Here is a 25853-nt window from a genome sequence, read left to right on the forward strand (position 1 = left end):
TCAGCGCCGGGTGAAGTAGAAGACCCGGCTCTTGCCCAGCAGCGGATTGAGCCGCAGCTCCAGCCGCCGCAGCCAGGCGGGCGAGCGGAACAGCGCCCAGTCGAGAAAATCCTTGTAGCGCCGCACCAGCCACGACTGCTCTCGGCGAGACCAGAGCAGCGCCTGCAGCCACCACCAGGGTGAGTGCAGGCCATGCTCGCGGTGCTCGGCGATGCAGCGCAGGCCGCTGGCCTCGATGGCGCGCGGCAGTTCATCGCCACAAAAGATGCGCAGATGGCCGACGTCGGCCGGGTAGTCGCGGCTCAACAGCCAGCAGAGCCGTTCCGGCCAGTAGCTGGGCACCGAAACCGCCAGAAGGCCGTCGGGCTTGAGCACCCGCACCAGTTCGCTGATCACCGCTTCCGGCCGGTCGAGGTGCTCCAGCACTTCGCAGCAGATCACCTTGTCGAAGCTGGCATCGGCAAAGGGCAGCCGGGCGCCGTGGGCCTGGGCCCAGAGGGCGCTGCGGTGGGGTGAGTCCTGATCGAAGTCGCCAAAGCGATGCTGCGCCTGTTGCAGGTCGGCCAGCGACAGGTCGACGCCCACCGCCAGCAGCGAACAGTGGCGGTAGGCGGCGAGCGTGTGACGGCCCAGCCCGCAGCCGACATCGAGCAGGCGATCGTCAGGCTTCAGGCCGAGCCGTTGCAGGTCGATGGTGGTGATGGTGGTCACGGCTGACCGCGCGAATCACTCACTGATCGGGCATCCACAGCCGGACGGTGGCCGGGCAGCAGGGCACGCCGGCGCGGTTGGCGACCACCATCTCGACCACCACCAAGCCATGCTCGCCCTCGCGCTCCTTGGCGGTCACCCGACCATTCATCACCACCTCGTCGCCGGCGCAGATCGAGGTGCCCATGCGCATCGAGCGTTTGCGCAGGAACGACTCGGGTCCGGCCCACTCCAGCACATAGCGGTCGATCAGGCCATGGTAGGTCATGGTGTTGAGGTAGATGTCGTCGACCCCTTGGTTGCGGGCATATTCACGGTTGTGGTGGCCGGGAAAGAAATCACGGGTGGCGACGGTCATCTGGACCACCCGGCGGTAGCTGATCGGCATTCTCACCTCGGGGAGCGCTTGCCCCACCTCGACCTCGCCCCAGGTGCGGTAGAGGTATTTCTTGCCGAAGGCGCCGGCGATGCTGTGGGTCATGGGGTCACCTCCTTGTCGTGGGGCCGGTAGCGGTAGACGTCATTGGTGTGAAGGGCGACCAGCTCGCCTGCCTGGTTGCGGTAACTGGTCTGGGTGCGGATGAAGCAGCCGACGCCGAGCCGGGTGCTCTTCTCGTCACTGACGCTGACCAGCTCTTCCTGGGCATTGAGCCGCTCGCCGACCCGGATCGGCCGGAAGAACTCGGTCTCGGTGACCACGTTGATGATGGTGGTGCCGGGCAGCGGGATGTTCATCAGCGGCGGATCGTCGGCGACGACCGGCGCGTCGGGCTGCCAGTCGAGCCCCATGCCCCAGACCATCAGCATGCCGGGCGGCGAGACGATGTCGCCGAAGCGACGCCGGGCATAGTCGACATCCCAGTAGCAGGGGTTGCCATCTTCCATCGCGCTGGCGTAGATCCTGATCATCGGCCAGTTGACATCCATGGTGTGGAAGCGGGTGCGGCTGCGCTTGCCCACCATGGCCTGGCCCTCGGCGACGGTGCCGAGGGGCATGTTGGTGCCTACCTGTTTCTCTGCCATCGTGCTCTCCTTGGGTGGTTGGATTCCCTGTTTACGGCTGCGATTCGCGGGGCGCCGGGTTGTGGTAGCCATTCAGCAGGGTCTGTGGCACCTGGGCGATCAGGTCGTCCAGCGTGAAGTGGCCATCGTTCTCCTGCTTGTAGAGCGCGCGCTCCTCGACCGGCTCCGAGTAGATGGAGACCCGCCCCTTCTCGACATGGAACACCTGCCCATTGATGTGGGCGGCATGGTCGCTGGCCAGATAGGCCACGAAGGGCGCGACATACTCCGGCCCGGGCATGGCCTGCATCGCGGCAAAGCGCTCCGGGGTGATCAGCCCCGCCTCCAGCCGCTTCTTCATGCCGGCGATCACCCCTTCGTTGAGGGTCATCCGCGTTGCCGCCATCGGGCAGATCGCATTGGAGGTGACGCCATAGCGTCCCAGTTCACGCGCCAGTCCGCGCGTCATGCTGACGATGCCGCCCTTGGCGGCGGCATAGTTGACCTGGCCGACGCTGCCACGCCAGGCATCCGATGAGAAGTTGATGATGCGGCCGCTCTGCTGGCTGCGCATCAGCTTGCTGGCGTGGTGGTTGATGTTGTAGTGGCCCTTGAGATGAACGCGGATCACCGTGTCCCAGTCATCTTCGGTCAGATTCCAGATCATCCGCTCACGCAGCACGCCGGCGCAGTTGACGACGATGTCGAGCCGGCCAAAGGCTTCGACGGCGAGATGGACCGCCCGTTCGGCGGCGGCGTGGTCATCGACTGGCTCGTGGCAGGGCACGGCCTGGCCGCCGGCGGCCCGGATCTCCTCGGCCACCTCGCTGGCCGGCGCGCCCTCGGTGCTACGGCCATCGCGGCCGACACCCGGGTCCATCACCACCACGGCGGCCCCCTCGGCGGCCATGCGCAGCGCAACGGCGCGGCCGATGCCGCGTCCGCCGCCGGTCACCAATGCACTCTTGCCTGTCAGATACATGTTGCACCTCTTGTTATTGTTGTGATCGTTCGTGCCGGTTCGCCTGCCCATCTTAGAGCATCCGGGTGATGTTCAGGCAAGAGTGCGCGGAGATTGATCCTGATCAATGCATATGGAGTCGGACACTGGAACAGTGGGCGCTGCGGCTTGCAAGCCATCGATCCACCCGACTCATGAGGCATCGCGCCATGCACAATAATGAAGATACGACCGTCGCCAAACGGCTGGGCATCACCGTGACCGTACTGATTGGCGTGATGGTCACGCTGATCGTGCTCTCCCTGGTGCTGGGGCAGGCATTCCACTGAAGCGGTCGGCCTGCCGAGCCGAGGCGGGCCAGCAGGCTATTCGTTCGATCATAACGCTGTGGTATTGTCCAGCTTCCACGGGCGCGTCGGCGCTCATGGGCAAATTCAACGATTCACAATAATCAATCAAGGATGTCGTCATGGATTTCACCCTTTCGCAAGAGCATCAACTGATCGTCGACTCCGCCGACAAGATCGCGCAGAAGTTCGATCGCAAATATTGGCTTGAGTGCGCCAAACACAAGCGCTTTCCGCAGGAGATGTGGAATGAGCTGGGCAGCATGGGCTACCTCGGCATCACCTGTCCCGAGGAGTATGGCGGCGCCGGCATGGGCATGACCGAGCTGGCCCTGCTGCAGGAGCGGCTCGCCAGCCATGGCGTGGCGCTGCTCTACTTCGTCGTCAACCAGGGCATCGCGATGCCCTGCATCTCCAAGCACGGCACCCCGGAGCAGAAGCAGCGCTGGCTGCCGGCGATGGCGCGCGGTGAAAAGCGCTGCTGTTTCGCGATCACCGAGCCCAATGCCGGTACCAACACCTTCAAGATCCAGACCCTCGGCAAGCTCGATGGCGGCGACTATGTGCTCAACGGCTCCAAGCTGTTCATCAGCGGCATCAACCAGGCCGACCATGTGCTGGTGGTGGCGCGCACCCAGTCCTATGCCGAGGTGGGGCAAGACAAAAAATATGAGGGTCTGACGCTGTTCGTGGTCGACACCAAGTCGCCGGGCCTCACCTTCGACCCGATGGACACCATGCTGCAGAACACCGAAGGGCAGTACTTCGTCTACTTCAACAACGTGCGGGTGCCGAAAGAGAATGTGATCGGGCAGCCGGGCAAGGGGCTTGCCTACCTGTTCGATGCCCTCAACCCCGAGCGGATCGTCGTCGCCGCCGGTGCCGTTGGCGGTGGACGCTGGTGCCTGAAGCGTGGTGTCGAGTATGCCAACCAGCGGGTCATCTTCGACCGGCCGATCGGTGCCTATCAGGGGCTGCAACATCCGCTGGCCGATGCCGCCGCGCTGCTGGAAGTGGCCTGGCTGATGACGCTGAAGGCCGCCTGGCAGCAGGACAATGGCGAGAATGCCGGTGCTGCCGCCAACATCGCCAAGTACACCGCCTCCGAGGCGAGCTACCGCGCCGCCGATGCCGCGTTGCAGGTGCATGGGGGTTACGGCTTCACCGAGAGCATGGACATGCTGCACAGCTTCGTCGGCGCGCGGCTGGGCAAGGTGGCGCCGATCAACCGCGAGATGACCCTCAACTACATCGGTCAGCATCTGCTGGGTCTGCCGAAGTCCTACTGATGTCGTTCTGACGTTGAGCCACGCACAAAGACGCCAGCTGGCGTCTTTGTCGTTTTGGGGCTCCCCGCCTGTCGGTGTCATCCGCGTTGCCGAAGACCGGGCGCGTTTCTTCACGGTGGTGGGCTTGCTACACTAGCAATGTCCAGGGAACTCCCTGGCCGGCATCACTCTGGAGTCGCCCGTGATCACGCTGCAGTTCTGGCAAGCCATTTCGATCTTTGTCGTCGCCGTCCTGCTGGGCGGCGCAATGGGTTGGCTGCTTGCACTGCGCCAGGGGGGGTCCAAGGCCCAGCACGATGCCCGCGCGCTGGAGCGGGAGTTCGACCAGTACCGCGATGAGGTGAGCAGCCACTTCGTGCAGACCAGCGAGCTGGTCGGCCGGCTCTCCGAGAGCTACCGCGACGTCTTCGACCATCTGGCCAGCGGCGCCCAGCGGCTGTGCAACGGCGAGGCTGTCGAACGCATCGTCATCCAGAACCGGATTCAGAAGGAGCGGCTGACCGAGCGGCTGCCACTCAGCGATGAGCTGCCACTGACGCCGCCGCGCGACTACGCACCCAAACGCCACCCTGACGAGAAGGGGCTGCTGGCCGATGACTACGGCCTCGATCAGCCTTGAAGCGGATGCTGACTGACCCGATCCGGACCACCGCCACGGCGATTTTCGGACTGGCATGAACCGGGGTCCGCGTGAGCTGCTGATCGCAGCCCTGCTGGGGCTGCTGGTGGGCCTGTTGTTGCTGTTCAATTCGCCTGACTGGTTGCGCAAGCCCGAGCCAGTGCCCGCTCCGGCGCCATCCGCCGCGCCGCCGGCTGCACCGCCGCCCGTCAGCGAACCGCACCGTGAGACGCCTCCTGCGGTCGTCGCCTCCTACGCCGAGGCGGTGAAGCGCGCCGCGCCGGCGGTGGTCAATGTCTACACCCGCAAGCGCTCTGCGGCGACCAGCGCCTATCTCGATGATCCTCTGCTGGCCAGAATCCATGGCGGCAACGACGAGGCGCGTCGACAGCGGATGCAGTCGAGTCTCGGCTCTGGCGTCATCGTCAGCCACAAGGGCGACATTCTCACCAACCACCATGTGGTGGCCAATGCCGAGGACATTCTGGTGCTGCTGCGCGACGGGCGTGAGGCCGCTGCCCGGCTGGTCGGGGCCGACCCCGAGACCGATCTGGCGCTGCTGAAGATCGAATTGACCGGATTGCAACCGATCGAGCTGGCCGACGGCAAGCAGATCGAGGTGGGCGACGTGGTGCTGGCGATCGGCAACCCCTTCGGCGTGGGGCAGAGCGTGACCTTCGGCATCATCGGCGCCACCGGGCGGGCTGGCCTCGGCCTCAGCACCTTTGAGAATTTCATCCAGACCGATGCCGCCATCCATCCCGGCAACTCCGGCGGTGCACTGGTCAATGCCGAGGGACGGCTGGTGGGTATCAACAGTGCGGTCTACAGCCAGCAGGGTGGCGGTTCGCTCGGCATCGGCTTCGCCATTCCGGCCGCGGTGGCCTACCAGGTGATGCAGGCACTGATCGACCATGGCCGCGTCGTGCGCGGCTGGCTCGGCATCGAGGTGGAGCGGGTGGAACTGCCCGGCGCTGCCACCGCCAAGGTCGAGGGTCTGCGAGTCACCGCGGTGGTGCCCGGCAGTCCGGCCGAGCAGGCCGGCATCGCAGAGAATGACATCATCACCCGGTTGAGCGGTCGGGAGAGCTGGAATGGCCGGCTGGCGATGGAGCAGATTGCCCGGGCCAGGCCGGGCGAGCAGGTCAGAATCAGCGTGCTGCGCGGCAGTGAGCCGATGGAGCTGACGGCCACGGTCGGCGAGCGTCCGCCGGCCGAACCTTGAGAGCACACCATGACAACACGACAGATCGATGCTGCGGAGGGCTCCGGAGTCAGCGCGGCGGACAGCAGAGGCGAGGCGATGGAGATCGAGCAGCTCTCGAAGCGGGACCGTTTCGAATTCAACAAGTTGCAGAAGCGGCTGCGGCGCAATGTCGGCCGTGCCATCGAAGAGTACAACATGATCGAGGCGGGCGACCGGGTGATGGTCTGCCTCTCCGGCGGCAAGGACTCCTACACCCTGCTCGACATTCTGCTCAACCTGCGCGACCACGCGCCGCTCGACTTCGAGCTGATCGCCGTCAACCTCGATCAGAAGCAGCCCGGCTTTCCGCAGGAGGTGCTGCCCGGCTACCTGAGCCGGCTCGGCGTTCCGTTCCACATTCTGGAGCGCGACACCTACAGCATCGTCAAAAGCATCGTCCCCGAGGGCAAGACCACCTGCGGTCTCTGCTCGCGGCTGCGGCGCGGCAATCTCTACAGCTTTGCGCAGCAGATCGGCGCCACCAAGATCGCGCTCGGCCACCACCGTGACGACATCATCGAAACGCTGTTTCTCAACCTGTTCCATGGCGGCAAGCTGAAGGCGATGCCGCCGAAGCTGCTCAGCGATGATGGGCGCAATGTGGTGATCCGGCCGCTGGCCTTCTGCACCGAGGAGGACATCGCCGCCTATGCGCGGCTGAAGGCGTTCCCGATCATTCCCTGCAACCTCTGCGGCTCGCAGCAGAATCTGCAACGGCAGAAGGTCAAGGAGATGCTGCAGCAGTGGGAGCGGCAGCAGCCGGGCCGGCTCGATGTGATCTTTGCCGCCATCCGCAACGTCGCCCCGTCGCAACTGGCCGATGTCAGGCTGTTCGATTTCGTCAACCTTACCGCCAGCGCTGCGCCGGCGGCCGCCGACGACGACGACCGGTTGCAGCTTCTGCAACTGTAGGGTTGCGACTCAGGCCGGCTCGCCGCCCTCGGTGTGGCGAACCAGACTGCTCACCAGCGGCTTCATGAAGAAGCGCGCCTCGGGCATGAAGTCGACCCGCACCCCCTGTTGATGCAGCAGATCGGCCATCACCGGCCCGATCGCTCCCACCTTGATTCGCTCCAGTCCAGCTGCCAACTGTGTACCGCGGTCGTGGCGCTGTGCCACCTCGACCAGGCGGCGATACTGCGGCTGGCTGGTGAACAGCAGCGCATCGACGCCACCCTGCGCCAGCGCGTCGATGAGTGTCACCACCTGCATCTCGTCGCTCTTTGGTGCATAGGCGTAGGGCGCCACCGTGACCGGCACGATGCCGCGTGCGGCCAGATGGTCGATCAGCGGTGGGTTGGGGTCGCTGCCATAGAGCTGCAGGGTGACCCGGCGCCCATGCAGGTCGAGCTGTTCGAGGGTCTCGATCACCCCCTGGGTGGTCGGCGCGCTGGCCTGATGCCGTGGCTTCAGCCCGAGCCTGCGCAGCTCGCGCACTGGCTTGGGGCCGCGGCAGAGGATCTCGGTGTCGGCCAGGGCGGCAATCAGTGCCGCCTCGCGCTGACTGCGCCCGGCCGCCGCCAGCAGGCGGCGCAACCCCTCGCCGGTGAACAGAATGAACAGGTCGAACTCGCCGGCGATCATCCGTCCGATCCACGCCTGCACCGCCGCTTCGTCCGGCGCATCGACGATCGCCACCAGCGGACAGCGCCATACCCGGCCACCACGCTCCTCGACCATCCGCGCCAGCAGGTCGAGTTCACGGCTCTCGGCAAGGGCGACGGTCAGGCCGCTCAGGCTGTTTGCATCGTTCATTTGCCCATGCTCCGCGGTTGGTTGGTGTGGTGGTGCATTTTCATGGGTGATCTGAACACAAAGTTGCGAAGCGGCCAATCTGGTCTAGGTTTATCCGTGAGTCCTGCAAAAAGCCATCAAGGCGGCCGCCAAGAGCGAAGGGAGTTCGGGCAAAGCAATAGACAGTTTTCAAGGAGATGTTTTCGATGGCGGAGAACCTGAAATCGAAGGAGCAGGCCAGATTTCTGCTGCCATGCCGCATGACGCCTGCGCTGTTGGGTCTGGCCGCCGCGCTCACGGTGTGGGCCGTGCATCCGGCCGACTCTTTGGCACTGCTTCCATCCACGCTGTTGCTCCTGGCTGGCTGTGTCGTGGGTGTACTGCTCGGTCGCCAGTACCGCAAAACCGTGGCGCCGCTGCAAGCCGATGCCGACGCCGAACCGACCGCCGTAAGCCGGACCGAAGAGCAGCAGCTCCAGTTCGAACGGTTCTGTGGCGATGCGTTGCCGATCTGGATGCGGCAGATCGACATGGCGCAGTCGCAGACCGAGCAGGCCATCACCGCGCTGTCGAGCCGTTTCGCCAATCTCTATGACCACATCAGTGGCGGTGTGGTGGCCTCGCAGGAAAATCAGGACAGCAGCCTCAACGCGCTGCTGCAACACAGCAGCGGCGAACTCCAGGTGGTGATGGACGCCCTGCACGCGGTGCTTCAAACCCAGAAAACCACCGCAGCCAGCATCCAGCAGCTTGCCGCCTTCACCGGTGAATTGCAGCAGATGACCGGTGAGGTGGGCAAGATTGCCACCCAGACCCAACTGCTGGCGCTCAACGCCTCGATCGAAGCGGCGCGTGCCGGTGAAGCGGGCCGGGGCTTTTCGGTGGTGGCCGATGAGGTGCGCAAGCTGTCGCTGCGCTCGGGCGAGACTGTCGAGCGCATCAACGCGAAGGTGGCGGCGGTCAGTGGTGCCATCCATCACACGCTCAAGCTCTCCGAAACCACTTCACAGCAACATGCCGACAGGGTGAGCAGTGCCGAAACGCGCATCGCGGGCGTGCTCGATCGGTTCGAGCAGACCGCCTCGACATTGCTCGATTCAGCACAGGCGTTGCAGGCGCAGAACCGGATGATTGGCGATGAGCTCAGCGAAGTGCTGGTCTCGCTGCAGTTCCAGGATCGGGTGAAGCAGATCCTGGGGCATGTCTGCGACGATCTGGGTGCGCTGCAGCAGTGGCTCGAGCGCGATCAGGGGTCACGGGAACCGCTTGATGCCAGGCGCTGGCTCGAAGAGTCGTCCCGACGCTACACGATGGTCGACCAGCACCAGGCCCATGCGGGGCGGGCGGTCGCAGCACCGCAGTCGAATGAGATCACCTTTTTCTGAACGAGCGCCAACAGGAGTCCACCATGGCCAAAAGCATCATGATCGTCGACGACTCCGCTTCGCTGCGCCAAGTGGTCGGCATTGCCCTCAAGGGGGCCGGTTACGAGGTGGTGGAGGCCTGTGATGGCAAGGATGCATTGACGAAGCTCGATGGCCGCAAGATCCATCTGATCATCAGCGACGTGAACATGCCCAACATGGATGGCATCACTTTCGTCAAAGAGGTCAAGAAGCTGCCCAGCTACAGATTCACCCCGGTGATCATGCTGACCACCGAGTCGCAGGAGGGCAAGAAGGCCGAGGGCCAGGCCGCCGGTGCCAAGGCCTGGGTGGTCAAGCCGTTTCAGCCCGCACAGATGCTGCAGGCCGTCTCCAAGCTGATTCTGCCCTAATGGCCCGGAGAAAGGAGGAAATCACGATGCAACGGCTGGCATTCGAGGGCGAGATGACCATCTACCACGCCGCCGAGCAGAAGGCGCAGTTGCTGGCCTTTCTTGACCGTGGCGACGAGCTGGAGATCGACCTCGCCGCGGTCGATGAGATCGACACCGCCGGCCTGCAGTTGCTGATCATGGCCAAGCAGCAGGCGCGGCACAGTGGCAAGCGGCTCGGCTTCGTGCTGCACAGCCCGGCCGTCATCGAACTGTTCGAGCTGGCCAATCTGGTCAACTTCTTCGATGACCCGCTGGTGCTCTCCCATCGACCCGACCGTGCATGAGGTGATGGCCAATGAGCTTCAAGGATGAGATGAGGGTTGCGCTCGACACCTTCATCGTCGAGTCACGCGAACTGCTGCAACAGATGGAGGAGGCACTGCTCGGCCTGGAGCAGGCCGAGGAGGTGGCGGAGGCGATCGATGCGATATTTCGCACCGTCCACACCATCAAGGGGTCGGCCGGCCTGTTCGGTTTGACGCACATTGTCGAGTTCACCCATGTGGTCGAGAGCGTGCTCGATGCGCTGCGTGACGGACGGATCGAAGTCAGCGCCGAGCTGATCGCCACCTTGCTGCCATGCCATGACCACATCGGCCTGTTGATCGAGGCGGTCGCAGCCGGCGGCGATGCCGATGAAGGACCGCAGCTGGCCGCCGGCACTGCCCTGCTGGCACGGTTGCAGCCCTTGGTGAGCGGCGTCATTCAGGCAGTGACCCCGGCCGAGCAGGGGACAACGCGCATCGACACCAGTGGTGGCCCGCTTCGCAGCGGCAACTGGCACCTGTCGCTGCGCTTTGCCGAGGAGTGTCTGCGCAACGGCATGGACCCCTTCTCGTTCATCCGCTATCTGGCCACGCTGGGTGACATCATCCATCTGACGACGCTCACCGACAGGCTGCCCAGTGTGACGGCGATCGATCCGGAGTGCTGCTACCTCGGTTTCGAGATCGATTTTCACAGCGGTGCCAGCAAGGAGGAGATCGAGAGCGTCTTCGAATTCGTGCTCGATGGCAGCACGGTCCGCATCCTGCCGCCTGACAGCCAGGTCAGCGACTACATCGAGCTGATCCGCTCACTGCCGGAAGAGGAGGCCCGCCTCGGTGAGATTCTGGTCAAAAGCGGCATCCTGACCCAGCGTGAACTGGACGAGGGGCTGCGCTTGCAGCAGCAGAGCAGTGCCGCAGGCACGCCGCATCAGCCGATCGGCGCGATTCTGGTCGAGCAGCAGATGGTGCAGCAGCCGGTCGTCGAAGCAGTGCTGGAAAGACAGCAGCAGATCAAGGAGAAAAAAGCCCGCGAGGCGCAGAGCATCCGGGTCGACGCCGAACGGCTCGACCGGCTGATCGATCTGGTCGGCGAGTTGGTCATTGCTGGCGCGGGCGCCAACCTGCGTGCCTCGGTGGTGGCCGATGCTGCCCTGAACGAAGCCACCGCCGAAGTGATGCGGCTGGTCGAGGCGGTGCGCGACAGCGCCCTGCAACTGCGCATGGTGCCGATCGGCACCACCTTCAGCCGCTTTCAGCGTGTCGTGCGCGATGTCAGCAGCGAGCTGGGCAAGGAGATCGAGCTGGTCATCCGCGGCGCCGACACCGAACTGGACCGGAGTGTGGTCGAGAAGATCGGTGACCCACTCACCCATCTGGTGCGCAACGCCATGGACCATGGCATCGAATCGACCGAGCGGCGACTGGCGGCCGGCAAACCGGCCAGGGGCCGATTGATGCTCAATGCCTGCCACGACGCTGGAAGCGTCGTCATCGAAGTGGGCGATGACGGTGGCGGCCTGAACCGCGACAGGATCCTGGCCAAGGCGATCGACCGCGGCATCGTCGCGCCCAACGCGAATCTCAGCGACCACGACATCCATCAGCTGATCTTCGCGGCCGGTTTCTCCACCGCCGACCAGGTGAGCAACCTCTCCGGCCGCGGTGTCGGCATGGATGTGGTGAAGCGCAACATCGAGGCGCTGCGCGGCACCGTCGAGCTGGAGGGTGTGCCCGGCGAGGGCACCACCGTGCGCATCCGTCTGCCGCTGACGCTGGCGATCATCGATGGCTTTCTGGTCGGCGTCGGGGATGCCGCCTACGTGGTGCCGCTGGGGATGGTGCTGGAGTGCGTCGAGCTGGCGGAGGCCGACCGCCAGGCGCTGGCCCATCGCCGCTATGTCAACCTGCGTGGCGAGGCGTTGCCCTTCGTGCGGTTGCGCGACCATTTCGAGATCGGCGGCAACCCCGGGCGGCGCGAGAACATCGTGGTGGTGCAGTACGGTGGCCAGAAGGCCGGTGTGGTGGTCGATCGGCTGATGGGCGAATTCCAGACCGTGATCAAGCCGCTGGGCAAGATCTTCTCACGGCTGAAGGGCATCTCCGGCTCCACCATCCTCGGTAGCGGCGATGTGGCGCTGATTCTGGATGTGCCAGCGCTGATTCAGCAGGCAGTGGTGCGCGAAGCCGGCATCACTGGGGCCAGTCCCGACGATGCACCCCACCGCGTGCTGGCGGCAGGCTGAAGCAGTGGAGCGACAGGCGATGCCAAGCTACGGATGCGTCTTCAGCCACTCCTTCAGCGCCTCGTCCATGCGCGTCTGCCAGCCGCGGCCGGTGGCACGGAAGTGTGCCACCACCTCGGGCGACAGGCGAATGGTGATGCGCTCCTTGGGCAACGTTTTTTGCGGGCCACGCCCACGCAACGATGAGAGCTGTGTGCGCAACGTCTCCGGCAAGGCGGAGAAGGGTACGGCGCGGGCGAACGCCTCCTTCGTCCACTCTGGATTCTCCTCATCGATCATTTCAGGGTTCGGACGTTTGTTCATGGTAATGCCTCACTTCTCGTGCATTGGCCCTGCGCAAGCTGATGACGCGGATGCCAACCTGGGTCGTGACGAAGACCAAGGCGTGCAAGCGACCATCGAGGAAGCCGAAGGAGCGGATGCGCAACTCGCCATAATCCCGGCGACGGTCCTCTTCGAACAGGGCGGACTCAAAATCAAACTCAGCCACCCGCTCAAACGACAGGCCGCGTTCAAGCAGATTGCGGGCACTCTTGTCCGGGTCGAACGCGATCTCCATCGGCCTGATTGTATGTACAAGAAACCCGGCTCACAAGCCGTGACCACCCGGAATTCAGGGGGTTGGGCCGTCAATGCGGCCGTGCTCCCGGAATTGTCGTCGTCGATTGGAGCGGCGACGACAAAACGTGCCGGTCAGACCGCGCAGGCGGCTGAACCGCAGAAATGTCTCAGCAGCATCGCTGTTGATTGAAGCGGAAAAACCCAAAGGAGCATTGACCATGTTTGCCAAAATGACCATCAGGGCGAAGTTGATTTTTTTGCTCGCCATTGCCATCGGTATCACGGTTGTCGTCGGCACCATCGCAGTGCTGGGGCTGCGTGACACCACCCGCGCCATGCATGAAATCGGCAGTGTTCGGCTGCCTTCGGTGGTGGGGCTGCACATGATCTCCGAGGGGCAGACCGCGATACGCTCGGCCAACCGCGGCGTGCTGGTGTTGCAGAGCAGCCCCAAGGCTCGGGAGCAGTTTGCCGCCATATTGAAAGAGAAGCAGAACATCTGGGCGCGCATCGACGATGGCTGGAAGCTCTATGAACCGCTGCCGCAGACCGAAGAAGAGGCAGTGCTGTGGAAGCGGTTCGTCCAGGAGTGGCAGCTGTGGAGAGCCGCCGACAACCGGATGAGCGAGACCATCGAGGCGTTGAGCAAGGGGCAGTCCGACGAGGGGCAGAAGGTGCTCTTTGCCAAAATGGAAAGCCAACTGCGTGAAGTGTTGCCGCTCTTTGGCGCTGCCCAGACCACGCTGCGCGAGATTTCCGATCTGAATGAGCGGGTGGGCACCCAAGCGGTGGCCACCGGGGAGGCCGACGCGACGCGTGCCACGACCCTGATGCTGGTCAGCGCTCTTGGCGCCACTGCATTGCTGATACTGTTCGCCGCGGTCGTCATCCGCGGCATCCGGCGACCACTCAGCGCGGCAGTCGTCTTTTTCGACCGGCTGGCCAGCGGTGAGACCGATCCCGAGATCGAGACCGGTCATGACGAAATTGGCCAGATGCTCAAGGCGTTCGATGCAGTGCGTGCCCGCATGAAGGCGGATGCCGAGGTGATGGCGCAGATGCTGGCCGAAAACAGCCGGATCAGGATCGCGCTCGACAATGTCACCACCAATGTGATGATTGCCGACAATGACCGCAACATCGTCTACACCAACCAGTCGGTCATCGACATGCTCAGGAATGCGGAGTCCGACATCCGCAAGGAGCTGACCAACTTCAATGCCGGCAGGCTGATCGGATCGAACATCGATCAGTTCCACAAACATCCGGAGCATCAACGGCAGATGCTGGCGACCTTCAGCAGCACCCATCGCGCCCAGATCAAGATTGGTGGACGCACCTTCGGGCTCATCGCCAACCCGGTCATCTCGGCCCAGGGTGAACGCCTCGGCAGCGTGGTGGAGTGGAAGGACCGCACCGATGAGGTGGCGATCGAAGGTGAAGTGGCGCGGATCGTCGACGCTGCGTCCAGCGGTGACCTGACCCGGCGCATCGATCTGGCAGGCAAGGAAGGATTCTTCCGGGCACTGGCCGGATCGATCAACGGCATGGTCAGCAACACCGAGGCCATCATCAATGAGACCGTCGGTGCCCTGGAGCGCATGGCCAGGGGTGATCTCACCGCACCGATCGACGGCAGCTATCAGGGCAGCTACGGTGTCATCCAGCAAGGTTACAACGACACCATGAACCGGTTGTCGCAGATCATCGGTGATGTGATGACCGCTGCCGATCAGCTTGCCAACGCCTCCGGACAGATCAGCGCCACCTCACAGGCGCTGTCGCAGGCAGCCAGCGAGCAGGCGGCCAGCGTGGAGGAGACCTCGGCCTCGGTCGAGCAGATGTCGGCCTCGATCAACCAGAATGCCGAGAATGCCAAGGTGACCGATGGCATGGCCAGCAAGGCGGCGCAGGAGGCCAATGAAGGCGGCGGCGCGGTCAGGCAGACGGTGGAGGCGATGAAGCAGATCGCCGAGCGGATCGGCATCATCGACGACATCGCCTATCAGACCAACATGCTGGCGCTCAATGCCGCGATCGAAGCGGCCCGTGCCGGCGAGCATGGCAAGGGTTTCGCCGTGGTGGCAGCCGAGGTGCGCAAGCTGGCCGAGCGCAGCCAGGTGGCGGCGCAGGAGATCGGCGAGCTGGCCGGCGGCAGTGTCAGGATGGCGGAGCGCGCCGGTGAGTTGCTGGCCGAGATCGTGCCGAGCATCGGCAAGACCTCCGATCTGGTGCAGGAGATCGCAGCGGCCTCGCAGGAGCAATCTTCCGGTGCCAGCCAGATCAACATGGCGATGAGCCAGATGAACCAGATCACCCAGCAGAATGCCTCCAGCAGCGAAGAGCTGGCCGCCACGGCCGAGGAGATGACTTCACAGGCCGAGCAGCTTCAAACGTTGATGGACTTCTTCAAGCTGGCCGGCCACGACAGCGCGCTGCGCGGCCTGGCATCGCCCGTGCCGCCGACCCGTGGCCGGGGCATGTCGCCCCGCCCTGCTGCGGCGGTGGCGGAGGCCGGCATCGACGAAGCCAAATTCAGCCGGTTCTAGGAGGGCGCCATGAAAACCATCGCTGCATCCGGGGATCGGCTGCCCGCCGTCGTCGCGCCTGCCGCCGCCATGGAGTCGGGCCAGTACCTGACCTTCATGCTGGCGGGTGAGACCTTTGCCCTCGGCATTCTCAACATCAAGGAGATCATCGAGTACGGTGCCCTGACCACCGTGCCGCTGATGCCGGACTTCATTCGCGGGGTGATCAACCTGCGTGGCCGGGTGGTGCCGGTGGTCGATCTGGCAGCCCGCTTTGGCCGTGCGTCCACGCGGGTGGCGCGCCGCACCAGCATCGTCATCATCGAGACCCGCGTTGATGAGGGAGAACAGGCTGACGGCGAACTTCAGGAGATCGGCATCCTGGTCGACGCGGTCAACGAAGTGGTCGAGATCGACGGCGATGCGATCAGACCGCCGCCGACCTTTGGCGCCGGGGTCCAGCCGGAATTCATCCATGGCATGGCGCAGCGCGGCAGCGGCTTCGTGATCCTGCTCGATCTGAACCATCTGCTGTCGGACGACCAAGTGGCGCTGCTGGGGCAGGAGGTTGCACCGTGTCTGTCGGAGTGAAGGAGGCATCGGTCCATCGCGCCAATCCGTCGCCCGAGCTGCGTCCTGACGAATTCGAGTGGATTCGCCGTTTTCTGCATCAGCAGAGCGGCATCGCCCTCAACGACAGCAAGCGGGCACTGGTAACCGGGCGGCTGGAGAAGCGGCTGCGGCACCATCGGCTGGGCAGCTATGGCGACTATTTTCGCCTGCTCGGACAGCCCGGCCAGCAGGCGGAGGCGGCACTGGTGGTCGATCTGCTGACCACCAACGAGACCTTTTTCTTTCGCGAACCGAAACATTTTGAATTCCTGCGCGAACAGCTTTTCATATCCCACCCGCGCAACCGCCCGTTGCGCTGCTGGAGCGCGGCCAGCTCCAGCGGCGAGGAGGCCTACACGCTGGCGATGCTGCTGGCGGAGCATGGTCCCAGCGAGTGGGAGGTGATCGGCACCGACATCTCCGGTCGGGTCATCGAGAAGGCGCAGCGCGGACTCTATCCGCTCGCCGCCGCCGACAAGATTCCGCTGCCGCTGCTGAAAAAGTATTGCCTGAAGGGGCGCGATGAACATGAAGGGCTGTTGCGCATTCAGGAGGCGCTGCGCAGGCGGGTCCGTTTTCTGCGCGCCAACCTGCTGCAGCCGCTGCCCGAGCTGGGGCTGTTCGATGTGATCCTGCTGCGCAATGTGATGATCTACTTCGACATGCCGACCAAGCAGCGGCTGCTGGACAAGCTGCAACCGCTGCTGCGTCCCGGCGGCTACTTCATCATCAGCCACTCCGAGACGCTCAATGGCATCAGTACCGCGCTGAAGCCGGTGCAGCCATCGATCTACCGCAGTGCCAGCGCATGAAGAACCCGATGTCTCGACAGCCTCCGGCTCGACCGGTCGAAATCTTTCTGAATCCGGGCGAATTCCACTTCGGCCACCGCGACACCCGCATCCGCACGCTGCTCGGCTCCTGCGTGGCCATTACGCTGTGGCATCCGCAATTGCTGATCGGCGGCATGTGCCACTATCTGCTGCCGAGCGCCGGGCCGGGCAGCAGCTCGGCTGAGCTGGATGGCCGCTATGCCGACCAGGCCATGCTGCGGTTCATGCGCGAGCTGGCCCGCAGCGGCACCCGACCGGAGCAGTATCAGGTGAAGCTGTTCGGTGGCGGCAACCAGTTTCCCGAACTGCTGCAGGACAGCGCGGGGGGCAAGGTGCCGGAGCGCAACATCGAGGCGGGCCAGCGGTTACTGGCTGACTATGGCTTCAGGCTCGAGGCACAACATGTCGGCGGCACCGGCCACCGCACGCTGCTGCTCGAGCTGTGGAGTGGCCACGTCTGGCTCAGGCATGTCGCAGGCACAGCCAGCGGAGGTGTCGCATGAGCCCGACCAGGACCCGGGTGCTGATCGTCGATGACTCCGCCGTGGTGCGGCAGGTGCTGACCGCCCTGCTGAACCGCGAGCGGTCGATCGAGGTGGTCGGTGCCGCGTCCGACCCGATCTTCGCGCTGGAGCGGATGAACCGCGACTGGCCCGATGTGGTGCTGCTCGATCTGGAGATGCCACGCATGGATGGCCTCACCTTTCTGAAAAAGATCATGGCGACGCGACCGACGCCGGTGGTGATCTGCTCGACGCTCACCGAGAAGGGGGCGGAGATCTCGATGCAGGCGCTGGCGGCCGGCGCGGTGGGCATCGTCACCAAGCCCAAGGCCGGGCTCAAGGGCTTTCTGCAGGATGACATCGGCAGCATCGTCACCGCCATCAAGAGCGCAGCGGCCGCTGACATGCAGCGGCTGAAAAAGTCTACAAGCCAACTGGCAGCGCTGCCGGTACCGGCGAAGCTGTCGGTCGATGCACTGCTGCCCGCCGCCGCTGCGCCGCTGCTGACCACCACCACCGAGCGGATCGTGGCCATTGGCACCTCCACCGGGGGCACTCAGGCATTGGAAGTGGTGCTGACCGCGCTGCCAAGGGTGGCGCCGGGCATCGTCATCGTCCAGCACATGCCGGAAAAGTTCACTGCGGCCTTTGCCGAGCGGCTGAACGGGCTGTCGGCCATCGAGGTGCGTGAGGCGCGGCATGGTGACCGGGTGATGCCGGGTCGTGCACTGATCGCGCCGGGTGGACGGCACATGACACTCAAGCGCAGCGGGGCCCAGTACCATGTCGAGGTGATCGACGGTCCACCGATCAACCGCCACAAACCCTCGGTCGACGTGCTGTTCCGTTCGGTGGCCCGTGTCGCTGGGCGCAATGCGCTCGGCATCATCATGACCGGCATGGGCGATGATGGCGCGCGTGGGCTGAAGGAGATGCGCGATGCCGGTGCCATGACGCTGGGACAGGATGAAGCCAGTTGCGTGGTCTACGGCATGCCCAGGGAGGCGGTCAGGCTGGGCGCGGTCGAACGCTCGCTGTCGCTGACGCAGATGGCCGGCGCCATCGTCGAGCATGGCAAGCAGGCCGCGACGGCCACTGCTGCTCACCGGGCGGGGTGAGCGCGGTTCGATTTTTGCCCCGACAGCGCGGCAGGCTCACACTGCCACGGCCCCCTCGATGTCATCGATCAGCGAATCGGGCTGACAGGCCGTTGCCAGCCGTGTCGCGTCGACGATCATGATGGTCTGTCCATTCACCCGGATGCCGGCCTGCTCCAAGTTGGCGAGCGCACGCGAAAACGATTCGCGGGTGATGCCGAGCTCAGAGGCGATCAGATTTTTTTCATAGGGCAGCACCGCCTGCCCCGGCGTGCCCTGGCGCTTCGACAGCGTCAGCAGATAGCAGCCCACCCGCTGCACCGACGACCTGAGCTTCAGGTTCTTCACCTGCCGCACCATGCGCCGGAACTGCCGTGCCAGCGCATCGATCACCTCGTGGGCCAGCAGCGGATCCTGCAGCAGGGTGTCGCGAAACAGCGCCGCTGGAATCAGCAGCAGGCGCGAAGGCTCCGGCACCCGCGCCTGCATCAGATAGGGCGCACCCGTGACCACTGCGGCCGGAATGATGAGGTCCGGCGCGCGCGCCACCTCCACCAGCACCTCACGACCCTGGGTCGAACGGCCGAACAGCTGCACCGAACCGGCCAGCACCACGATCTGGAAGGTGGGCAGTTCGCCCTGCTCGAACAGCACCGTTCCCGCCGCCACCCGGTGCTGAATCGCGCTGGCCAGCAGCCGCTCGCGGCTGGCCTGTGGCAACCGGCACAGCGGCGGTACCGTCTGCAGTTCGATCTCCTCCTCCACGGTCACTGTTGGGTTCTCCTCGCTGGGCTGCGAAATGTTTTCAGGGCTTGATCCGCTGCATCGGCCGATTTTGCTTGGCGACAAGTATTGTGATAAATGTCACGGCAACATTTGATTTGGATCAATGAAAGAGCTGCGAGGTCCTGTCACCGTAGTCGCGAGCCTGATGCAGGCTCACCGTTTTCCGACCCCCCATCGACAGAAGGAAATCGAGCGATGAACAGCGAGGCCCATCCCCAATCGACCCGCATCCTGAGCGCGAGCACGGTGGCTTTTACCGTCTGCTTCGCCGTATGGACCATCTTTTCGATCATTGGCATCCGCATTCGCGAAGAGCTGGGTCTGAACGAGACCCAGTTCGGCCTGCTGGTCGGCATGCCGATTCTGACCGGCTCGCTGATCCGGGTGGCGCTGGGGGTCTGGAGCGACCTCTACGGCGGCCGGCTGGTCTTCACGCTGACGATGCTGGCCGCCGCCGTGGCCACCTGGCTGCTGTCGCAGGCCGAGACCTATCCGCAGATCCTGCTGGCGGGGCTGGGGGTCGGCATTGCCGGCGGCTCCTTCGCGGTCGGCGTCGCCTATGTCTCGCGCTGGTATCCGCAGCAGAAGCAGGGCACGGCGCTCGGCATCTTCGGCATGGGCAACATCGGCGCCGCCGTCACCAAGCTGCTCGCCCCGTTTGCGCTGGTGGCGTTCGGCTGGCAGAGCGTCGCGCAGATCTGGGCGGCGGCCCTTGCCATCACCGCCGTGCTGTTCTGGCTGACGACCCAGGATGATCCGGTGCTGGTCGAGCGTCGCCGTGCCGGCATCAAGGCCAAAAGCGCCTGGCTCGAGCTGGAGCCGCTGAAGAATGTGCAGGTGTGGCGCTTCTCGCTCTACTACTTCTTTGTCTTCGGCGCCTTTGTCGCGCTGGCGCTCTGGCTGCCGCGCTACCTGACCCAGGTCTACCAGCTCGACATCAAGAGTGCCGGGATGATCGCGGCGCTGTTCTCGATTCCGGCCAGCTTCTTCCGCGCCTATGGTGGCCACCTCTCCGATGCCTACGGCGCGCGGCGGGTGCTCTACTGGACCTTCTTCGTCTCCATCGTCGCCACCTTTCTGCTCTCCTATCCACCGACCGACTACGTGGTGCACGGGGTGAAGGAGACCTTCTCGTTCCACCTGGAGATGGGGCTGCCCAGTTTCGTCGTCATCGTCTTCGTGCTCGGTTTCTTCATGGCCTTGGGCAAGGCGGCGGTCTACAAGCACATCCCGGTCTACTACCCGGAGCATGTCGGCGCGGTGGGTGGTCTGGTCGGCATGATCGGCGGCCTGGGCGGCTTCGTTCTGCCGATCCTGTTCGGCGTCCTGCTCGACCTGACCGGGCTGTGGACCAGCTGCTTCATGGCGCTGTTCGTGCTGGTGCTGGTGGCGATGGTCTGGATGCATCTGGCGATTCTGCGCATGGAGCGTGAAGCGGCGGCCCCCCTCCTCAGCACGCTGCCGGAGCTGCCGGAGATGAAGGGTGTGCATGGCGCCAGACAGGTGGGCGTCCTGGGACCGCATCGCGTGCTGGCCGACTGGCGGCCCGAGGAGCGCACCTTCTGGGAGCAGCAGGGCAAATCGATCGCCCGCCGCAACCTCTGGCTGTCGATCCCCTGTCTGCTGCTGTCGTTCGCGGTGTGGATGGTCTGGTCGGTGGTGGTCGCCAAGCTGCCGGCCATCGGCTTTCGCTACAGCACCAATGAGCTGTTCTGGCTCGCTTCGCTGCCGGGACTGTCGGGCGCGACGCTGCGCATCTTCTACTCCTTCATGGTGCCGATCTTCGGCGGACGGATGTGGACGACGCTGACCACCTGGTCGCTGATGATCCCGGCCGTCGGCATCGGCTTTGCCGTGCAGAATCCGGCCACCCCCTACTGGGTCTTTCTGCTGCTGGCGCTGTTGTGCGGCTTTGGCGGCGGCAACTTCGCCTCCTCGATGTCGAACATCTCGTTCTTCTTCCCGCGGGCGGAGAAGGGCAATGCGCTGGCACTCAACGCCGGGCTCGGCAACCTCGGGGTCAGCGTGGTGCAGTTCCTGGTGCCGCTGGTGATCACCGCCGGTGTGTTCGGCGCGCTGGGGGGTGATCCGCGGGTCGCGACCCAGGGTGACAAGACAGTGAGCCTGTGGCTGCAGAATGCCGGCTTCATCTGGGTGCCCTTCATCGCCGCCGCGGCGATCGCCGCCTGGTTCGGCATGAACGACATCGCCTCGGCCAAGGCGTCGTTCTCCGAGCAGTCGGTCATCTTCCAGCGGCGACACAACTGGATCATGTGCTGGCTCTACACCGGCACCTTCGGCTCCTTCATCGGTTACTCGGCGGCCTTCCCGCTGCTGACCAAGACCGCATTCCCGGCGGTCAACGCCCTGCAACTGGCCTTTCTCGGTCCGCTGGTCGGCGCGCTGTCGCGCTCACTGACCGGCTGGGTGGCGGACAAATACGGCGGCGGGCGCGTCACCTTCTGGGTCTTCGTGGCGATGATGGCCGGCGTCGGCGGTGTGCTCTACGGGCTGGAGATGCAGAGCTTCCCGATCTTCTTTGCCAGCTTCCTGGCGCTGTTCTGCGCCACCGGCATCGGCAATGCCTCCACCTTCCAGATGATCCCGGCGATCATGACCAAGGAGCTGCAGCGGCTGATGCCCGACGTCGACGCCGAGAGCCGCCAGCGGCAGGTCGAGAAGGAGGCGGCGGCCATCACCGGCTTCACCTCGGCGATCGCCGCCTTCGGTGCCTTCTTCATCCCGAAGAGCTATGGCACCTCGATCGCGCTGACCGGTGGCGCACAGGCGGCGCTCTGGTGCTTCCTGATCTTCTACGTCAGCTGTCTGGTCATCACCTGGCGGGTCTACACCCGCAAGGGCGGCCTGCTGCACGACCTCGAACGGCAGCGGCGCGCTGCACCTGCTCAACCGGCTGCGGCCAAGTAACCAGGGACCCTCACCATGTCGCACTTTCTCGATCGGCTCACCTTCTTTCGCAGAACCGTCGGTGATTTTTCCGCGGGCCACGGCATCGTGACCCAGGAGGATCGCAGCTGGGAGGAGGGCTACCGCAAGCGCTGGCAGCACGACAAGATCGTGCGCTCCACCCATGGCGTGAACTGCACCGGCTCCTGCTCGTGGAAAATCTATGTCAAGGGCGGCATCGTCACCTGGGAGACGCAGCAGACCGACTACCCACGCACCCGTGAGGAGCTGCCCAACCACGAGCCGCGCGGCTGCGCGCGTGGCGCCAGCTACAGCTGGTATCTCTACTCCGGCGCCCGGGTGAAGTACCCGCTGATCCGCGGCCGGCTGCTGCGCGCATGGCGCACCGCGCGGGCCACGCTGCCGCCGGTCGCGGCCTGGGCCGCCATCGTCGAGGATCCCGCGCAGCGGCGCGCCTACACCGCGATCCGCGGCCACGGCGGCTTCGTGCGCGCCGGCTGGGACGAGATCACCGAGATCATCGCCGCCGCCAACGCCTACACCGTCAAGCGCTGGGGGCCCGACCGGGTGTTCGGCTTCTCGCCGATTCCGGCCATGTCGATGATCTCCTACGCCGCCGGGGCGCGCTACCTGCAACTGCTGGGCGGCGGCTGCGGCTCGTTCTACGACTGGTATTGCGACCTGCCGCCGGCCTCGCCGCAGACCTGGGGCGAGCAGACCGACGTCGCCGAGAGCGCGGACTGGTACAACTCCGGCTTCCTGGTGCTGTGGGGCTCCAACGTGCCCCAGACCCGCACCCCCGATGCCCACTTCTACACCGAGGCGCGCTACCGGGGTGCCAAGAGCGTGGTCATCTGCCCCGACTACTCCGAGGCGTCGAAATTCGCCGACCTGTGGGTCGCCGTGAAGCAGGGCACCGACGCCGCGCTGGCGATGGCGTTCGGCCATGTGATCCTGAAGGAGTTCCACGTCGACCGGCAGGTGCCCTACTTCCGCGACTACCTGCGCAAATACTCCGACCTGCCGCTGCTGGTGCGGCTGGTGCCGCAGGAGGGGGCGTATGTCGCCGAGCGCCTGCTGCGCGCCTCCGACTTCGACGATGGGCTGGGGCAGGGCAACAACCCCGAATGGAAGACGGTGGCGCTGGATGAGCGCAGCGGCGAGGTGGTGGTGCCCACCGGCTCGATCGGCTTTCGCTGGGGCCCGGACGGGCGCGACGACGCCGGCAAATGGAACCTCGAAGAAAAAGATGCCGCCGGCCGCGACACCACGCTGCGCCTCGGCCTCAACGGGGTGCATGACGCGGTAGCGGGGGTGCGCTTTCCCTATTTCGCCAACGCGGCCAGCAACGGCTTCGCCGCGACCGACCACCCCGACGTGCTGGTGCGCAACGTGCCGGTCAAGCGGCTGAAGCTGAAGGAGGGCGAGGTGCTCATCGCCTCGGTCTACGACCTGTTTCTGGCCAACTACGGCGTCGATCAGGGCTTTGGCGGCGAGCACATGCCGCGCGATTTCGACGATCCCGAACCCTACTCGCCGGCCTGGGCCGAGCAAATGACCAGCGTGCCGCGCGAGCAGATTCTGGCCGTGGCGCGCGGCTTTGCCGACAACGCCGAGAAGACCAATGGCCGGTCGATGGTCATCATCGGCGCGGCGATGAACCACTGGTACCACATGGACATGAACTACCGTGGCGTCATCAACATGCTGGTGATGTGCGGCTGCGTGGGCCAGTCCGGCGGTGGCTGGAGCCACTACGTCGGCCAGGAGAAGCTGCGTCCGCAGTCCGGCTGGGCGCCGATCGCCTTCGCCCTCGACTGGATTCGCCCACCGCGCCAGCAGAACTCGACCTCGTTCTTCTATGCCCACACCGACCAGTGGCGCTACGAGACCGTCAGCACCGCCGAGATCCTGTCGCCGACGGCGCCGGCGGGGCCTTGGGATGCATCGCTGATCGACTTCAACGCCCGCGCCGAACGGATGGGCTGGCTGCCCTCGACGCCGGCGCTCAAGACCAATCCGCTGGAGGTGGCGCGGGCGGCTGCCGCGGCCGGGGTCGACCCGGTGGCCTACACCGTCAACGAGCTCAAGTCGCGCCGGCTCGAACTCTCCTGCATGGACCCCGACGATCCGGCCAACTGGCCGCGCAACCTGTTCATCTGGCGCTCCAATCTGCTTGGCTCCTCCGGCAAGGGGCACGAGTACTTCCTCAAGCACCTGCTGGGCGCTCCCCACGGGGTGCAGGGCAAGGATCTGGGGCAGGAGGGGCGGCAGAAGCCGCGCGAGGTCGCCTGGCACGACGAGGCCCCCGAGGGCAAGCTCGACCTGCTGGTGACGCTCGATTTTCGCATGTCGACCACTGCGGTCTACTCCGACATCGTGCTGCCGACCGCGACCTGGTATGAGAAGAACGACCTCAACACCTCCGACATGCACCCCTTCATCCACCCGCTCGGTGCGGCGGTGGACCCGGCCTGGGAGAGCAAATCGGACTGGGAGATCTTCAAGGCGATCGCCAAGGCATTCTCGGCCGTCGCGCCCGAGGTGCTGGGGGTCGAGAAGGATGTGGTGCTGAGCCCGATCCAGCACGACAGCGCCGGCGAGCTGGCGCAGGCGCTCGACGTGAAGGATTGGTATCTGGGCGAGTGCGAGCCGATTCCCGGCAAGACCATGCCGCAGATCAGCGTGGTCGAGCGCGACTATCCGAACCTCTACCAGCGCTTCACTGCGCTGGGGCCGCTGCTCGACCGGCTGGGCAATGCCGGCAAGGGGCTCACCTGGAACACCCGTGAGGATGTCGAGCGGCTGCGGCAGATCAACGGCGCGGTGCATGAGGCAGGCGCGACCCAAGGTTTGGCGCGGCTCGAGCGCGACATCGATGTCTGCGAGGCGATTCTGGCGCTGGCGCCGGAGACCAACGGCAGCGTTGCGGTGAAGGCGTGGGAGGCGCTGGAGCAGAAGACCGGCCGCCCCCATGCCCATCTGGCGCTGCCGAAGGAGGATGAGAAGATCCGCTTCCACGACCTGCTGGCCCAGCCGCGCAAGATCATCTCCTCGCCGATCTGGTCCGGCCTCGAAAGCGAGAAGGTCTGCTACACCGCCGGCTACACCAACATCCACGAGCTGATCCCGTTCCGCACCCTCAGCGGCCGGCAGCAGCTCTATCAGGACCACCTGTGGATGCGCGCCTTCGGCGAGGCGCTCTGTCTCTACAAGCCGCCACTCGACCTGAAGACCACCTGGGTGAAGGGCCTCAAGCCCAACGGCGAGGCCGAGATCGTGCTCAACTTCATCACCCCGCACCAGAAGTGGGGTATCCACTCCACCTACTCCGACAACCTGCTGATGCTGACACTGAACCGCGGCGGCCCGGTGGTCTGGCTCTCGGAAACCGACGCGCAGAAGGCCGGCATCCGTGACAACGACTGGGTCGAGGCCTTCAACGCCAACGGCGCTCTCGCCGCGCGTGCGGTGGTGTCGCAGCGCATCCGCGAGGGGACACTGTTCATGTACCACGCGCAGGAGAAGATCGTGAACACCCCCGGCTCGGAGATCACCGGCCTGCGCGGTGGCATCCACAACTCCTGCACCCGCACGGTGCTCAAGCCGACGCACATGATCGGCGGCTATGCCCAGCAGGCCTATGGCTTCAACTACTACGGCACGGTCGGTTCCAACCGGGACGAGTTTGTCGTGGTCCGCAAGATGGCGAAAGTCGACTGGCTCGAAGCGCCGCTCGACACCCGGAACCCCTGAGGAGGTTGC

At 65.0% G+C, this 25853-nt stretch carries 24 protein-coding genes; 15 read left to right on the plus strand and 9 right to left on the minus strand.

Features of this window, described 5'->3' with window-relative positions; genetic code table 11:
* Genes H7A13_01230 through H7A13_01245 form a run of 4 tightly spaced genes read right to left on the minus strand, consistent with a single transcriptional unit; the run spans position 1 to position 2695 of the window.
* Entirely contained in the window at positions 1-702 is a 702-nt protein-coding gene (locus H7A13_01230; protein MCP5331975.1) for a class I SAM-dependent methyltransferase, read from the minus strand.
* A 28-nt stretch (positions 703-730) separates the two neighbouring features.
* The gene (locus H7A13_01235) at positions 731-1192 is read right to left on the minus strand and encodes a hypothetical protein (protein MCP5331976.1); all 462 of its coding nucleotides are present in this window, start codon (positions 1190-1192) and stop codon (positions 731-733) included.
* On the minus strand, positions 1189-1734 hold the full coding sequence (locus tag H7A13_01240) for a MaoC family dehydratase N-terminal domain-containing protein (GenBank protein ID MCP5331977.1): 546 nt from the start codon (positions 1732-1734) through the stop codon (positions 1189-1191). The genes H7A13_01235 and H7A13_01240 overlap by 4 nt, the downstream gene beginning before the upstream one ends.
* 31 nt (positions 1735-1765) lie before the next feature.
* Complete coding sequence (locus H7A13_01245) at positions 1766-2695, minus strand: SDR family oxidoreductase (GenBank protein MCP5331978.1); 930 nt, start codon at positions 2693-2695, stop codon at positions 1766-1768.
* A 448-nt stretch (positions 2696-3143) separates the two neighbouring features.
* Between H7A13_01245 and H7A13_01250 the strand changes: the two genes are divergently transcribed.
* The 4 genes from H7A13_01250 (at position 3144) to ttcA (ending at position 7087) form a co-directional block, all read left to right on the plus strand.
* Positions 3144-4310 carry an acyl-CoA/acyl-ACP dehydrogenase gene (locus H7A13_01250; protein ID MCP5331979.1) on the plus strand — a complete coding sequence of 389 codons (1167 nt, stop codon included), beginning with the start codon at positions 3144-3146 and terminating at the stop codon, positions 4308-4310.
* A gap of 181 nt (positions 4311-4491) precedes the next feature.
* The gene (locus tag H7A13_01255; protein MCP5331980.1) at positions 4492-4929 is read left to right on the plus strand and encodes a DUF1043 family protein; all 438 of its coding nucleotides are present in this window, start codon (positions 4492-4494) and stop codon (positions 4927-4929) included.
* A 55-nt stretch (positions 4930-4984) separates the two neighbouring features.
* Entirely contained in the window at positions 4985-6154 is a 1170-nt protein-coding gene (locus tag H7A13_01260; protein MCP5331981.1) for a trypsin-like peptidase domain-containing protein, read from the plus strand.
* An 84-nt stretch (positions 6155-6238) separates the two neighbouring features.
* Positions 6239-7087, plus strand: coding sequence for a tRNA 2-thiocytidine(32) synthetase TtcA (ttcA, locus tag H7A13_01265; GenBank protein ID MCP5331982.1), 849 nt, complete (start codon positions 6239-6241; stop codon positions 7085-7087).
* A 9-nt stretch (positions 7088-7096) separates the two neighbouring features.
* Here ttcA and H7A13_01270 read toward each other — a convergent pair whose 3' ends face one another.
* Positions 7097-7930, minus strand: a complete 834-nt coding sequence (locus tag H7A13_01270; GenBank protein ID MCP5331983.1) for a uroporphyrinogen-III synthase — start codon at positions 7928-7930, stop codon at positions 7097-7099.
* A gap of 176 nt (positions 7931-8106) precedes the next feature.
* Between H7A13_01270 and H7A13_01275 the strand changes: the two genes are divergently transcribed.
* The 4 genes from H7A13_01275 to H7A13_01290 are packed head-to-tail and all read left to right on the plus strand — an operon-like array spanning position 8107 to position 12240.
* Positions 8107-9294, plus strand: a complete 1188-nt coding sequence (locus tag H7A13_01275; protein ID MCP5331984.1) for a methyl-accepting chemotaxis protein — start codon at positions 8107-8109, stop codon at positions 9292-9294.
* 23 nt (positions 9295-9317) lie between these two features.
* The gene (locus H7A13_01280) at positions 9318-9686 is read left to right on the plus strand and encodes a response regulator (protein MCP5331985.1); all 369 of its coding nucleotides are present in this window, start codon (positions 9318-9320) and stop codon (positions 9684-9686) included.
* 26 nt (positions 9687-9712) lie between these two features.
* A complete protein-coding gene (locus H7A13_01285) occupies positions 9713-10012 on the plus strand; it encodes an STAS domain-containing protein (GenBank protein MCP5331986.1) in 300 nt (99 codons plus the stop codon).
* Between the two features lie 11 nt (positions 10013-10023).
* Complete coding sequence (locus H7A13_01290; GenBank protein ID MCP5331987.1) at positions 10024-12240, plus strand: chemotaxis protein CheA; 2217 nt, start codon at positions 10024-10026, stop codon at positions 12238-12240.
* 27 nt (positions 12241-12267) lie between these two features.
* Here the strand turns inward: H7A13_01290 and H7A13_01295 are convergent, their stop codons facing one another.
* From H7A13_01295 to H7A13_01305, 3 genes are read right to left on the minus strand one after another with little or no spacing between them, the layout of a single operon-like run.
* Positions 12268-12543 carry a BrnA antitoxin family protein gene (locus H7A13_01295; GenBank protein MCP5331988.1) on the minus strand — a complete coding sequence of 92 codons (276 nt, stop codon included), beginning with the start codon at positions 12541-12543 and terminating at the stop codon, positions 12268-12270.
* Positions 12521-12799: a BrnT family toxin gene (locus H7A13_01300; GenBank protein MCP5331989.1), complete on the minus strand. Its 279-nt coding sequence runs from the start codon at positions 12797-12799 to the stop codon at positions 12521-12523. The genes H7A13_01295 and H7A13_01300 overlap by 23 nt, the downstream gene beginning before the upstream one ends.
* A 54-nt stretch (positions 12800-12853) precedes the next feature.
* Entirely contained in the window at positions 12854-13075 is a 222-nt protein-coding gene (locus H7A13_01305; GenBank protein MCP5331990.1) for a hypothetical protein, read from the minus strand.
* Between H7A13_01305 and H7A13_01310 the strand changes: the two genes are divergently transcribed.
* Genes H7A13_01310 through H7A13_01330 form a run of 5 tightly spaced genes read left to right on the plus strand, consistent with a single transcriptional unit; the run spans position 13050 to position 18395 of the window.
* Positions 13050-15350 carry an MCP four helix bundle domain-containing protein gene (locus tag H7A13_01310; protein ID MCP5331991.1) on the plus strand — a complete coding sequence of 767 codons (2301 nt, stop codon included), beginning with the start codon at positions 13050-13052 and terminating at the stop codon, positions 15348-15350. The genes H7A13_01305 and H7A13_01310 overlap by 26 nt on opposite strands.
* Positions 15351-15359: 9 nt before the next feature.
* Positions 15360-15920, plus strand: a complete 561-nt coding sequence (locus tag H7A13_01315; GenBank protein MCP5331992.1) for a purine-binding chemotaxis protein CheW — start codon at positions 15360-15362, stop codon at positions 15918-15920.
* A gap of 38 nt (positions 15921-15958) precedes the next feature.
* Positions 15959-16753, plus strand: a complete 795-nt coding sequence (locus H7A13_01320; protein ID MCP5331993.1) for a protein-glutamate O-methyltransferase CheR — start codon at positions 15959-15961, stop codon at positions 16751-16753.
* Positions 16754-16761: 8 nt separating this feature from the next.
* On the plus strand, positions 16762-17277 hold the full coding sequence (locus tag H7A13_01325) for a chemotaxis protein CheD (GenBank protein ID MCP5331994.1): 516 nt from the start codon (positions 16762-16764) through the stop codon (positions 17275-17277).
* The gene (locus tag H7A13_01330; GenBank protein MCP5331995.1) at positions 17274-18395 is read left to right on the plus strand and encodes a chemotaxis response regulator protein-glutamate methylesterase; all 1122 of its coding nucleotides are present in this window, start codon (positions 17274-17276) and stop codon (positions 18393-18395) included. Before H7A13_01325 ends, H7A13_01330 begins: the two co-directional genes overlap by 4 nt.
* Before the next feature lie 36 nt (positions 18396-18431).
* On the opposite strand, the gene H7A13_01335 is transcribed toward H7A13_01330, so the two are convergent.
* Entirely contained in the window at positions 18432-19139 is a 708-nt protein-coding gene (locus H7A13_01335; protein MCP5331996.1) for a helix-turn-helix domain-containing protein, read from the minus strand.
* A gap of 216 nt (positions 19140-19355) precedes the next feature.
* On the opposite strand from H7A13_01335, the gene H7A13_01340 reads away from it, so the two are divergent.
* The gene (locus tag H7A13_01340; protein MCP5331997.1) at positions 19356-22088 is read left to right on the plus strand and encodes an MFS transporter; all 2733 of its coding nucleotides are present in this window, start codon (positions 19356-19358) and stop codon (positions 22086-22088) included.
* Positions 22089-22103: 15 nt separating this feature from the next.
* Positions 22104-25844, plus strand: a complete 3741-nt coding sequence (locus H7A13_01345) for a nitrate reductase subunit alpha (GenBank protein MCP5331998.1) — start codon at positions 22104-22106, stop codon at positions 25842-25844.
* Positions 25845-25853 lie beyond the last annotated feature (9 nt).

Source organism: Pseudomonadales bacterium (genome assembly GCA_024234215.1).
Classification (GTDB): Bacteria; Pseudomonadota; Gammaproteobacteria; order Pseudomonadales; family UBA5862; genus JACKOQ01.